We start from the raw sequence: 12,285 nt of genomic DNA on the forward strand, positions 1-12,285 counted from the left end.
CTTTGCCTTTTCCGACGTGTTGGAGGTTCGAAAGCGGTGAATGCCTCAGTTCCGCGCTTTCGACTTCCATACCCTTAGTGCTTTTTCATGGGATCCTGCAAGCGGGTGCGATGCAGGCCGTTGTCACAGCAGACGGAGACGGGAACTACCGGCCATGAACCGTTGCGGGCATCACATTGTCGGGGATCGGACATGTATAGGCTTTGCCGCTGGTCTTTTCTCGCCACTCGTCCGTCGCGGCTCCCAGGAGGTCGGGTGACGACATCAATGCGAGCCCCGTTGTCGCAAGCGTCTTGGCCGCATGTGCCATGGCCTTGTGCGCGGCCGGGCTTTTTCCCTGTGCGACGACCTGCCAGGTATGGGGATTGGTGCCGATCGCCCAGGCTGGCGCCCAGCATTGCGCGGTCGGCGTCACCCAGCTGACGTCGCCGACATCGGTCGATCCGGCCCGGAAATGCGATTGTCCTTCGAAATCGCGCAGACCGGTGTGCAAGGGCGTCGAGCCATCGACCTTGGCATTGGAGAACACATCACCCTTGATCTGATAGAGGCGGATGCTGCTCCTGATTGCTTCCTCAGTGAAGGTATCCTGGATTTTCCTGGCGAAGGCGATGTCGGCCTCGTCGAAGGCTATCGGCCCGAGCGCGACCATGTTCTCGTGCATTGCCGTTTCCAGCGTGATGTTGGGAAGAAGGTTCGTCGAGGCGGTGTCGAACACGATCTCGACCTCGGTTTCGGTCATCGTCGCCGCACCTCGTGCAACTTTCTCGACGCGCCCGGCAAGCTCAAGCGCCTGCGGCATGTCGGGCGCCCTGATCAGATAGAGAACCTCGGCGCTGGCCTGCACGACATTGGCCGCCCTGCCGCCGGTGTCGGTGATCGCGTAGTGAACGCGGCAATCCTGCGGCATGTGTTCCCGCAGGAAATTGACGCCGACATTCATGAGTTCGACTGCATCGAGCGCCGAACGGCCGAGATGGGCGCTGTTGGCGGCATGCGCCGCGACACCCCTGAAGCGATAGTAATATTCGAGAACGGCAAGATTGTTCGTCGAACGAACACCGTTGAACGGAGCCGGATGCCAGGTCAGGGCGGCATCGACATCATCGAATGCGCCGGCGCGAACCATGAAGGTCTTGCCGGAACCGCCCTCCTCTCCCGGGCAGCCGTAATAGCGCACCGTCCCGGGCAGATTGTTCTCCTTGAGGTGACGGGCAAGCGCAACCGCCGCCATCAACGACCCGACACCAAGCAGATTATGCCCGCAGCCGTGACCGGTTGCTCCCGCCGCCTGGGGAAGAGGCTCAGCCACGTCGGCGGTCTGGCTCATTCCGGCCAGGGCATCGAATTCGCCGAGGAAAGCAATCACCGGCTTGCCGCTGCCGGATTCGCCGATGAAGGCCGTTTCCATGCCTGCGACGCCGCGGCGCACGGCAAAGCCGTTTTCCTCGAGTGCCCTGGCCAGCAATTGCGACGAGCGCCGCTCCTCGAACTTCAGCTCCGCGAAATCCCAGATACCGTCGCTGAGGGTGATATAATCCGGTTTCATCTTTTCGATCGTCGCGGCAATGGAGCTGATCGCGTCAAGATTCATGGCATTTCCTCGCTGTCTGTCCTGCCGCCACAGGGATGTGTTTCACCGGACCCGGCAGGGCTGCCTGCCGGCTCTCCTGTTCACTGTCGAAACGGGATCGCGGCGCCCGACCCACCGGGCGCGGCCGTTCAGGCTCAATTGTCGAGCGAAACTTCCCAAAGACGGGCATTCGATTGCCAGACGGGCTGGCCCTTCAGCTTCTTGGTCGCGCCCCAGACATCGACCATGTCATAGAGGAAGATGCCCGGCATTTCCTTGAGCATCAGCGTGTGAAACTCGTCGAAGATCGCCTGACGCTTCGTCTGGTCGGGCTCCCCATAGGCCGCCTTCATCAACTCGACCGCCTTCGGGTCATCCCACATCAAGGAAGCGTTCTTGTCCTTGTTGCCGACATAGAAGCCGTACATCAGCGCCGGATCGAGCCGCGGCGCGACCGATTGCGAGATGATCTGGTAGTTGCCGGAGCGGCGACGATCGACCTGCGTCGCATAGTCGAGCACCTCGATCTGCACGTTGAGACCTGCCTGCTGCATCATGGCCTGCGCCATCACCGCGGCCGGGAAGCTTGGCACGTTGCTGCGCTTGTTGGCGATGATGGTAATCGGCTCGCCCTTGTAGCCGGCGGCCGCAAGCTCCTTCTTTGCCGCCTCGATGTCGTAGGGCAGGCGCTCCTTCTGGACATCGTCGAAATAGAGCGAGTCTTGCGAAACCATCGAACCGTTGGCGGTGCCGGTGCCATTGGAGGCTGCCTCGACGAGCTGGTCGAGATCGAGTGCCATCGCCATCGCGCGGCGCACGCCGGGATTGCTCAGAACCTTGTCGCGCGTCTGGATGTAGAAGAGGTTTTTGCCGTTGTTGCGCGCCACGATCAGTTGCATCGTGTCGCTCGTCTTGAATTCGGGAATGAGATCCGGTGAAATCTCCGCGGTATCGAGCACGCCGGACTGAAGGCCGGCCTTTACGGTCGAAGCGTCGGGAATGACCATGAACTTGATGCCATCGACGAGAGGGCGTTTCGAGCCGACCATGCCGTCGGGTTTGCCGTCGTTCTGGGGCGAGACATAATCGTCGAACTTGGCGAGATGGATATATTCGCCCTTCTTCCATTCATCCCATTTGAAGGGACCGGTGCCGATCGGCTTGATGAAGCTTCCGTCCGCACCGACCGATTCCGGGGAGATGATCCCGGTGTAACCACATTCGGGGCGCGACATCAGGCCAAGAAAGACCGCGGATGGCTTTTCCAGCGTGATGGTGACGGTCGAAGTATCGACTGCCTTGACCCCGGTAACATGCACGCTGCCGCTGCCGTCGAAGTCAGGAAGGCAGGTCCATTTCGTTTCGGGCTTGAGATAGCGGTTCCAGTTCCACACGACGTCATCGGCGGTCAATTTCTTGCCGTTGTGGAATTTGACGTCGTCACGCAGTTTGAAGCTGTAGCTCAGCCCATCCGCCGAGACTTCGAAGCTCTTTGCCAGCAGCGGCTTGACCTCGCCGTTGTTGGCATAGCCGACGAGCCCTTCGACAATATGCAGGATGACGCCATCGGTATTGCCGTCGCGATTGACGCCTGGATTGGCGCTGCGCAAATCGGAACTTTGCGCCACGACGATATCGCGGGCATCGACCACGCCGGCCATCGCCATCAACATGGTGCCTGCGAGAAGAAGCTTATGCATTGTTCTACCCTCTTTTATGGATTGTTAGGATCGGAGTTCATCCCAGCAGGCGCGTGAAAGCCTGCCGATGGTTTCGAGCGCGACCGTATAGCCAGGTGTGCCGTCCGGCATTTCCTGCGGCACGTCGTCGGTATAGGCGGCGATGATGTAGAAGGGGGTCCCGTCGCGATAGACGATGCCGGCATTCATGCGGCCGCGCTTTCCCGTGCCGCCCTTGTGGGCGACGAGCACCCCGAACGGCAGCCGGGAAGGAATGGCATAGCGCAGGATCTGGTTCTTCAGGGTTTGAAGCGCGTAAGCGCACAGCGCCTGCGAGCAGCCGAGCCGGTCCGCAGCGTCCCGCGAATCCTGCGCATCCAGGATGGTCTGCAGCAGATAGACCTGATCCCGCGCCGTCGTCGTGGTGACGGCCTTCAAGGAATGATCGGGCGACAGCGCCAAGGGAGGGATGAGGAAGCGATGGTTGGTGCCTGTCATGCCGATCGACTTGCAATAATTGTCGACCTCTTCGAGCGTCAGCCTTTCGAAGACCATCTTGGTGCAGACATTGTCGCTCAGCACCATCATGCCGGTGATGGCATCGCGCAGCGATATGACGATTCCGGGGCTGAGATAGCGGAACATCCCGCTTGCCACTTCCTCGGCGAAACGCTTTTCGTAGGTAATCCGTTCGTCCAGATCCAGGCGGCCTTCATGCGCGGCCTTCAAGGCTGCCATCATGATCGAGGTCTTTCGGGTGCTGGCGGAGGGCGTTTCCTCGTCCGCGCCTCTGCCGATCGTTTCTCCGCTGCCGAGCGCACGCACCATGAAGCGTGTCACGAAAGGCTGGGCATCGCAGATCGTATTCAATCGCTCCGCAAGCTTTGCGGATTCAATCATCGTCGTCATGTCAGTTCTCCAGGCGCCATTTGAGGATCACGCCGCCCTGAGCATTGTGGTCCAGAGCGGGGATGGCCGAGAGAAGCCGTTGTGTGTAGGCCTCCTTCGGGCTGTCGAAAACCGTATCGCGGTCGCCCTGCTCGATGATCCGGCCGTCCTGCATGACGACGACACGATCGGCCACCTGTTCGACCACGCCGAGATCGTGGCTGATGAACAGGCAGGAAAAGCCGTAGCGTTTTTGCAGATCGGACAGGAGTTCGAGCACCTGCGCCCTGACCGTCACGTCGAGGGCCGATACCGGTTCGTCGGCGATCAGGAATTTCGGCCGGCGCGCAATGGCCCGGGCAATCGCCACGCGCTGACGCTGGCCGCCCGAAAGCTCATGCGGGTAGCGCCCGGCGTAGTCGGCCCCAAGCCCGACTTCCTCCAGCGTCTCCAGGGCGCGCTTGCGCTTTGCCGCAGCGTCGAGATCGGGAACGAGCCGCAGCGCTTCTTCCACAAGCGCGACGATGGTCATGCGCGGATCGAGCGAGGAATAAGGATCCTGGAACACCATCTGGCAATTCAGCCGATAGTCCATCCAGTTGTCGTCGCGGCTGCGTCCCCTGAACCGGATATCGCCTTCGCTCTCCCGGACCAGTCCGGCAATGGTGCGGCCGAGCGTGGTCTTGCCGGAACCCGAACCGCCGACCAGTGCCACGACTTCGCCCTCGTGGATATCGATGCTGACGCCATGCAGCGCCCGCTTTGGCGTTGCCTTCTTCATCAGCGACCGCCGACCCGGATAATCGACGACGATATCCCGTGCCGAGACCATCGGCGCCTTGGTCTTGTCGATCGTCCGGGTCTCTCCGCGGAACGGCAGGGAGCAAAGCAGTTTCTTCGTATAGGCACGCTGTGGTGCGTCGAGCAGATCGGCGGTGCGTCCTTCTTCGACGATCACGCCCTTTTCCATGACAACGATGCGGTTGGTGTAGCGGGCAACCATCGGCAGGTCGTGACTGATCAGCAGCACGGCGGTGCCTTCCGCCTGCGTCAGTTCCACCATCAATTCCATGACCTCGCGCTGGATCACGGCATCGAGCGCCGTCGTCGGCTCGTCGGCGATCAACAGCGCCGGTTTCAGCAGCATGACCGATGCCAGCATGATGCGCTGGCGCATGCCGCCCGAGAATTCATGCGGATAGGAAGTGAGCGCCCCGGCGGGATCGCGGATCCCGACCCGGTTCAGCATGTCAAGGATCCGGCTGCGCCGCTCTTCCTGCGAAAATTTCGTATGCAGCTGCAACCCTTCTTCGAGTTGGCGGCCGACGGTCATCGAGGGATTGAGCGAGGTCATCGGTTCCTGGAAGACGACACCGATTTCCGCACCGCGCAATTGGCGCAATTGCGCAGCGCTCATCGCAAGCACGTCGCGTCCCTTATAGGCAACGGAGCCGCCGATCACCTTGATCGGCGCCGGCAGCAGCGAGATCAGGGCGCGTGTTGCCAGCGTCTTGCCCGATCCGCTTTCCCCGACGATGCCGAAGATCTCGCCTGGCGCTATGTCGAAGCTCACGTTCTTGACGACCTGCACACCGGTGCCGGCGACCTGAAGCGACAGGTTGCGGACATTCAAAAGCGTTTCCTTGGTCATTTCAGTCCCCTCATCCGCGGATCAAGCTTGTCTCGAAGAGCGTCGCCCAGAAGATTGATGCCGAGGAGCGTCAGGGCGATCGCCAGGCCCGGGAAGAGACCCAGCCAGACCGCCTGCTCGATGAATGGCCGGCCGGCGGCCAGCATGTTGCCCCAGGTGGGCGCCGGTGGCGGCACGCCGAGGCCGAGAAAGCTGAGCGCGCTTTCCGAAAGGATCGCCCAGCCGAACATCGAGGTCGCAAGCACGGTGATCGGGGCGATGCAATTGGGGAGGATATGGCGGAACATGGTGTAGAGCTCGCCATTGCCCATCACCTTGGAAGCCTCGATGAACTCCCGCTCGCGCAGCGACAGAACGGCACCCCGGACAACCCGGGCCATCGAGGGCGAATAGGCAATGCCCAGCGCGAAGATGATGCCATATTGGTTGGCGCCGAAGACGGCGAGCAAACCGAGCGCCAGCAAAATGCCCGGAAAGGCGAGAAGCGCATTGTTGACGGCCATGATGACTGCATCGATCCAACCGCGGGCGTAACCGCTGACGAGACCGATCAGCGTGCCGCAGACCGTCGCGAATGTGACCGTCAAGGTGCCGATCCAGACGCTCGCCCGGGCGCCGACGATCAGGCGGCTGAGTACGTCGCGGCCGAATTCGTCGGTTCCGAGCCAGTGGGCGCTGCTTGGCGCCGCCAGCCGCGCGGTGAAGCCGAGCTTCATCGGATCATAGGGGGTCCAGAAAAGGCCTATCGCAGCGGAGATGAGCAATGCGGCAATCAGAATGCTGCCGATGAAGCCGTTGAACGTGACGTTTTTCATTCGGCGACTACCCGCGGATCGAACAAGGGATAGAGCAGGTCGACGACCAAATTGACCAGCACATAGGAAAGCGAGACGAACAGCAGACACCCCTGGATCACCGGGTAATCGCGGGCAAAAATACTGTCGACCATCAGTCGCCCGAGTCCCGGAATGGTGAAGACCGTCTCGATGACGGCAATGCCGCCGAGCAGATTGCCGAGGATCAGACCGATGACTGTCCAGGTCGGGCCGAAGGCATTCTTGAAGGCGTGCCGCCAGAGGACGGCGCTTTCGGAAAGCCCCTTGGCCCGGGCGTGGGTGATATAGTCGAGACGCAGCACTTCCAGCGTCGAGGCGCGTGCCATGCGGATCAACACACCCATCTCGTGAATGACCAGAGTCATGATCGGCAGCACGAGATAGAGCAGGCCGCCGGTGAGGTTGCTGCCGATCGAGACATAGCCGAGCACCGGCAGCCAGCTGAGTTTCAAGCCGAAGAAAAGCAGAAGCAGGAGGCCGAGCCAGAATGTCGGGATCGACAGCAGGATCGTGGCCGTGCCGACCAGCGCAAGGTCCGTCAGACTGTTTTGCCGCCAGGCGGCGATGACGCCGGCCGGCACGGCGATGAGGCTTGCCAGAAGCACGGCGACGACGACGACTTCGGCGCTGACCAGAAAACGTGAAGCGACGAGCGGCAGCACCGCCTCGTCATTGACGATCGAGCGGCCGAAGTCACCCTGCACGACATTGGCGGTCCAGATCAGGAACTGCTCAGGCAGCGATTTGTCGAGGCCGAGTTCCGAGCGCATTGCCGCGATCTGATCCGGCTCAGCCATATCCCCCAGCATCAGTGCCGCCGGATCGCCGGGTATGAAGCGGATCAGGGTGAAGACAGTCACCGAAACGAGGACGATCGTCGGCAATGCCATCAGCAGGCGGTTTAGAACGAATTTCAGCATTTTTGTTCCCCGCGATGGGCGACGGACTGTGCCCGGCGCCATCGGTTTCGTTGCCGCAGACTATGATCGAATGAAGAAATATCCGCAATATTATGCGATTCCGTCATAAGTCTATGCGGAATACGACCGCAACCAAAGCGACTGCGTTCGCGCAAGGCTTCAGGCTAATAGCTTAATTTCAAACGTCTTTTTGCGAAAGCCGGATCTGTCGCTTCAAGGCGTCGCTCAGAGCGTGGGCAGCAATCGAGAGTGGCGTCCCGACCGCCCTCGCCAATCCGAATTCCTGGGTCGCGCGTGGCACGAAAGGACGGTGAACCACCGGCAGGTGGCGATAGAGATTGGCATAAAAGCTGCTGATGATCGTGACCCCAAGGCCATGCGCGACATAGGAACAGGCGGAACTGTTGGTATGTGTCTCGATCTTGACGATCTGCTTGATGCCGGCTCGCCGGAAGGTCTGGTCGAGCGCCATGCGGTTCGGCCGTTGGCGCCCGATCAGAATGAGAGGAACGTCGCGCAAATTCTTGACCGTGATTTCCTCCAGTTTCGCAAGAGGATGATCCTTCGGAACGACGCAGACGCTTTCGCCGGTGGCGACGCGCTCGACCTCGATGCCCGGTCCGCTCTCGCCCTCCATGCGCAGAAAGCCGAAATCGATCACCCTCTGCTCGACAAGCTTGTTGATCGCAGTCGTCGTCTCGAAGAAGGTCTCGATCCGCACACCGGGGAAATCCCTGATATAATCGACCAGCATGGCCGGCGCGAAATGCTCCCACATGCTGCTCGGCAGGCCGATGCGGACGATCTCCGGACCGGCGGCGCCGCTTCTTAGGTCCTCCGCATGACCCGACATCCGATCGACCGCCAGCAAGATGTTCTCGGCATCGCGGGCAAGAAGCAGGGCCTCGGGCGTGGGAATGAGACGGCCTTTGTCGCGCACAAAAAGCGACATCGAAAGATCCGCCTCGAGCTGCTGGAGGAGGCGGCTGACACCGGACTGGCTGAGACCCATCGTCTTTGCCGTGGCAATCGTCGACCCCGTCGCCAGAAGCGTGCGCAGGACTTCCAGTTGCTTGATATTCATGCGTTTGCGATCCCCCGGGACAGTCCAAGCACCGTCATCATGCCCAGTCCGAAATGCTTTGAAGGAAGAGGCTGGCGGCCTTGGGCATCGGAAATTTCTCGCCGCTGATCAGCGCGTATGCAACCGGCAGTTCCGGTTCGAGCGGGATGAACTGCAGCGGCAGCGTCGCATATTCGCGGGCGATGATCTCACCGACCAGCGCAATGCCGAGCCCTTGGGCGGCCAGAGCGCAGGCACTCGCCACCGAATGCGCCTCGAGCAGGGGGCGTTGGCGGATGCCGGCCTTGTAGAACAACGCCTCCAGCTCATGGCGAACCGGCCGCTCCCTGTTCAGCATGATCAGATCCTGCCCCTTCAGCTCGCCGACCGACAATAGGCGGCTGCCGGCCTTGGGATGATCATTATGCAGGACGCAAACAATCCGCGACGACAGGATCTTCTCCTGTTTCAACCCCGGGCTCATCAGTGGCAGCCGCGCGAAACCGAGATCGGCTTCGCCGTCGGCCACCATCCGTTCGATTGCCAGATAGCTGCCGGACGCGACTTCGACGCGCATCGGACCATTGGCGGCGAGAAAATTCTTCACCAGCTTCGGAATGCGCGTCGAGGAAAGGCTGGAGGGAAAGGCGAGCCGCAGCATGATCTCGCGCGACCGACCGCTCTCGAGCTCCATCGCCGCGGTTTTCAAGGCGCGCAGCCGGTCGGAAATGGCCCGGATTTCCGGGCCGAGCTGCAGCCCCTCGCGGGTCGGTTGAAGCCGGTTCTTTTCCCGTTCGAAAAGCCGGACGCCGAGATAGTCTTCCAGTTGCTGCAGCAAGCGGCTGGCGTTCGATTGCGAGATCCCGAGCTCGACGGAAGCGGCGATCGTCGAGCCCGTCGCGGCGATGGCGTCATAGGCCTCGATATGCTTCAGGCTGATCGCCGCACTCGTGTCTCGCGCCATTCTATCTCCAATGTCGATAGCCCTACCCGCGATCCGCATAAGATTGCGGAGCTGCGGAAAGTTGAACATTTTCCGCGGAGAACCAAACTCACGGAAAGACTTTCGTCAATGGCCACCATTCTCCGGAAGATCGCGGAACAGCTCCTGTCGCGAACGGCGTTCTCAAACCGCGCGATGGACCGGGCAAGAGATGCTGTGGTGGACACCATCGGCTGCATGATTGCAGGCAGCAGCGATCAAAGCGTTGCCGCACTCATCCGCGCCTTCGACGGGGAAATCTCCCAAGACGGCGAAGCGCGGCTCGTCACCGGCGGCTCCGCCTCGCCCTCGCTCGCCGCGCTCATCAACGCAACCGCGGCGCATGCGCTGGATTTCGATGACAATTTCCATCCGGCGAGGGCGCATGCTTCCGCGGTGCTGGTGCCCGCACTGCTGGCGGTTCTGACCAGCGGCAAGGTGACGAGCGGAAGACGGTTTCTCGAGGCCTATTTAGCCGGGCTGGAAGCGCAGGCGGCGGTCGGCTTTGGCGTCAATCCCTCTCACTACAACAGGGGCTGGCACGCAACGGCGACGGTCGGCAGCATCGGGGCCGCGGCTGGCGTGGCACGGCTTCTCGGCGCCGACGAAGAGAGACTCGTCGCGGCGATGAGCCTGGCGACGAGCTTCGCCTGCGGCCCGAAAGGGCAATTCGGCACGACCGCCAAACCGCTTCACGCCGGCATTGCCGCGCGCCATGCCGTGGATGCGGCGCGCATGGCAATGGCGGGCATGAGCGGGCGGCCGGATATCCTCGAGCGGCCGCAAGGCTTCCTCGATCTCTTCGGGGGCGATGATGCCAAGGGCTGGCAGGGACTGACCTTCGAGGAGGAACATGTCATCGAAAGCCGAGGCGTGGTGACCAAGCGCCATCCCTGTTGCGCCTCGACCCATCGCGCCATCGACGCGCTTCTGGATCTGAAGCAGGAGCATGGGCTTCTGGAGGGCGACATTGCCAGGATCGAGACGAAAGTCGGCATATCCGCTGCCCGCAACCTGGCTTATGCCAACCCCGCCGACGAGATGCAGGCCCGCTTCTCGATGCAATATTGCCTGGCGACAGCCTTCCTCAAGGGATCTCTTAGCCTTTCGGACTTTACGTGGCAGGAGATCGAACGGCCGGAAATCCGGGAATTCATGCCATGCATCGAAATGCAGTCCTATTCGACTGAAGAGGAAAAAGGTGTGGAGCGCCTCCCGCACGTCGTCACCGTCACGACGCGCGATGGGCGCATCTTGAGCAAGTCTCGCTTGCACGCAAAGGGATCGCTCGAAGCGCCGATGAGTGTGCAGGAACGCGAAGTCAAGTTCATGGACTGCTTGCGCTGGGGAAATCGGAATGTGTCCGAGGCCTCTTTCCTGCAGCTTCTCGGGCTTGCCGATTTTGAAAACCTGTCCGGCGACGATCCCTTCTGGAACCTGATCACAGGCCGTCAGTCGCCTTGACAGGCCACGGGACGGATAGCAGCGGGGAAAGGCTCCCCGCCGCAGCTCGTTCAAATCCGGCCTTCTCAGGCGAGATATTTCGTAAACCAGTCGACCGTTCGCTGCCAGGCGAGCTTGGCTGCCGCCTCGTCGTAGCGGGGCGTGGAATCATTGTGAAAGCCGTGATTGACGTCGGGATAGATGTAGGCCTCGAATGTTTTTCCCGATGCCTTCAGCGCAGCTTCATAGGCCGGCCAGCCTTCATTGATCCCCTTGTCCAGCCCGGCATAATGGAGAAGCAAGGGCGCCTTGATCTTCGGCACGTCCTCGGTGCGCGGCTGCCTGCCGTAAAAGGGCACGGCTGCGGCAAGTTCCGGATAGGCCACCGCCGCGGCGTTGGCGACGCCGCCGCCATAGCAGAAGCCGGTGATGCCGACCTTGCCGGTGGTGAGATCGTTATGCATCAAAAATTCGACCGCCGCGAAGAAGTCGTTCATCAGCTTTTCCGGGTCGACCTTCTGCTGAAGCTCCCGCCCCTTTTCGTCATTGCCGGGGTAGCCTCCGACCGACGTCAGGCCATCCGGGGCAAGTGCTACGAAACCCGCCTTTGCCACGCGGCGCGCCACATCCTCGATATAGGGGTTCAGGCCCCTGTTCTCGTGAACGACCACCACGGCCGCGACTTTGCCGGTCACGTTTTTCGGGCGGACGAGATAGGCGCGCACATCTCCATTTCCCTTTGGCGAGGGATAGGTGATGTATTCGGCTGATATATCGGGATCGGTGAACTCGACCTGGGTCGCCAGCGCATAGTCAGGGCTCAGCGACGCAAGAATGGCGGCGGCTGTCACGCCGCCGACGGCGAATTTGCCGGCCCGGTCGAGAAACTCACGCTTGGTAATTCTCCCGTGGGCGTAATAATCGTAGAGTTCGAGAAGTTCCTGAGGGAAATCCTTGGCTGTCATGCGCGTCATGATGGCTCCTCCTGCCTCCTTGTTCTCGCACCATCCTACACAGGTAAGCTCGCGACTCTTTTCAACATTTCGCGAGTTTCGCGTGAGCTTGTCGGCTGGGGCAACCGGCGCTGAATGACTGCCTTGGCTTCGGGAGCATGTGCGCTGCGTCCATCCGGCGAACCGCGTCCACCCAGTTGTTGCAGGTAATGGGCCGCCGGCTATCGATCTATGAAAATTAATTTCATACTCGCGCTTTGATGCCCGTTTTCTATTGACGCCTCTCGATTTTTGTCC

Annotated in this window: 10 protein-coding genes; 1 reads left to right on the forward strand and 9 read right to left on the reverse strand. The window is 61.1% G+C overall.

All coding sequences use genetic code 11. The annotated features are described in order from the left end of the window. Positions 1-145: 145 nt before the first annotated feature. The 8 genes from NE851_RS05055 to NE851_RS05090 all read right to left on the reverse strand — a co-directional run bounded on the left by NE851_RS05055 (position 146) and on the right by NE851_RS05090 (position 9,643). Entirely contained in the window at positions 146-1,594 is a 1,449-nt protein-coding gene (locus NE851_RS05055; RefSeq protein WP_097594731.1) for a M20 family metallopeptidase, read from the reverse strand. Positions 1,595-1,728: 134 nt separating this feature from the next. Then, positions 1,729-3,273, reverse strand: coding sequence for an ABC transporter substrate-binding protein (locus tag NE851_RS05060; protein ID WP_097544671.1), 1,545 nt, complete (start codon positions 3,271-3,273; stop codon positions 1,729-1,731). A gap of 24 nt (positions 3,274-3,297) precedes the next feature. Next, positions 3,298-4,161, reverse strand: coding sequence for a serine hydrolase (locus tag NE851_RS05065; protein ID WP_097594730.1), 864 nt, complete (start codon positions 4,159-4,161; stop codon positions 3,298-3,300). Between the two features lies 1 nt (position 4,162). Beyond that, entirely contained in the window at positions 4,163-5,791 is a 1,629-nt protein-coding gene (locus NE851_RS05070) for an ABC transporter ATP-binding protein (RefSeq protein WP_097622822.1), read from the reverse strand. Next, positions 5,788-6,606 (reverse strand): ABC transporter permease, encoded by an 819-nt coding sequence (locus NE851_RS05075; protein ID WP_017992060.1) that lies wholly within the window; start codon positions 6,604-6,606, stop codon positions 5,788-5,790. Before NE851_RS05075 ends, NE851_RS05070 begins: the two co-directional genes overlap by 4 nt. Further along, positions 6,603-7,547: an ABC transporter permease gene (locus NE851_RS05080; RefSeq protein WP_047615028.1), complete on the reverse strand. Its 945-nt coding sequence runs from the start codon at positions 7,545-7,547 to the stop codon at positions 6,603-6,605. Before NE851_RS05080 ends, NE851_RS05075 begins: the two co-directional genes overlap by 4 nt. A gap of 178 nt (positions 7,548-7,725) precedes the next feature. Further along, entirely contained in the window at positions 7,726-8,631 is a 906-nt protein-coding gene (locus tag NE851_RS05085; protein ID WP_028756484.1) for a LysR family transcriptional regulator, read from the reverse strand. Between the two features lie 37 nt (positions 8,632-8,668). Continuing rightward, on the reverse strand, positions 8,669-9,643 hold the full coding sequence (locus NE851_RS05090; protein WP_176707406.1) for a LysR family transcriptional regulator: 975 nt from the start codon (positions 9,641-9,643) through the stop codon (positions 8,669-8,671). A 39-nt stretch (positions 9,644-9,682) separates the two neighbouring features. Between NE851_RS05090 and NE851_RS05095 the strand changes: the two genes are divergently transcribed. Further along, positions 9,683-11,056, forward strand: coding sequence for an MmgE/PrpD family protein (locus tag NE851_RS05095; protein WP_254955494.1), 1,374 nt, complete (start codon positions 9,683-9,685; stop codon positions 11,054-11,056). A 65-nt stretch (positions 11,057-11,121) separates the two neighbouring features. Here NE851_RS05095 and yghX read toward each other — a convergent pair whose 3' ends face one another. Next, on the reverse strand, positions 11,122-12,009 hold the full coding sequence (gene yghX, locus NE851_RS05100) for a YghX family hydrolase (RefSeq protein WP_097594726.1): 888 nt from the start codon (positions 12,007-12,009) through the stop codon (positions 11,122-11,124). Positions 12,010-12,285 lie beyond the last annotated feature (276 nt).

This window comes from Rhizobium anhuiense bv. trifolii, from assembly GCF_024346605.1.
GTDB lineage: Bacteria > Pseudomonadota > Alphaproteobacteria > Rhizobiales > Rhizobiaceae > Rhizobium > Rhizobium anhuiense.

Bases quoted from the DNA above. Each gene is read 5' to 3' on its own strand.
- NE851_RS05055 (WP_097594731.1), bottom strand. From the start codon at position 1,594: ATGAATCTTGACGCGATCAGCTCCATTGCCGCGACGATCGAAAAGATG.
- NE851_RS05060 (WP_097544671.1), bottom strand. From the start codon at position 3,273: ATGCATAAGCTTCTTCTCGCAGGCACCATGTTGATGGCGATGGCCGGC.
- NE851_RS05065 (WP_097594730.1), bottom strand. From the start codon at position 4,161: ATGACGACGATGATTGAATCCGCAAAGCTTGCGGAGCGATTGAATACG.
- NE851_RS05070 (WP_097622822.1), bottom strand. From the start codon at position 5,791: ATGACCAAGGAAACGCTTTTGAATGTCCGCAACCTGTCGCTTCAGGTC.
- NE851_RS05075 (WP_017992060.1), bottom strand. From the start codon at position 6,606: ATGAAAAACGTCACGTTCAACGGCTTCATCGGCAGCATTCTGATTGCC.
- NE851_RS05080 (WP_047615028.1), bottom strand. From the start codon at position 7,547: ATGCTGAAATTCGTTCTAAACCGCCTGCTGATGGCATTGCCGACGATC.
- NE851_RS05085 (WP_028756484.1), bottom strand. From the start codon at position 8,631: ATGAATATCAAGCAACTGGAAGTCCTGCGCACGCTTCTGGCGACGGGG.
- NE851_RS05090 (WP_176707406.1), bottom strand. From the start codon at position 9,643: ATGTTCAACTTTCCGCAGCTCCGCAATCTTATGCGGATCGCGGGTAGG.
- NE851_RS05095 (WP_254955494.1), top strand. From the start codon at position 9,683: ATGGCCACCATTCTCCGGAAGATCGCGGAACAGCTCCTGTCGCGAACG.
- yghX (WP_097594726.1), bottom strand. From the start codon at position 12,009: ATGACGCGCATGACAGCCAAGGATTTCCCTCAGGAACTTCTCGAACTC.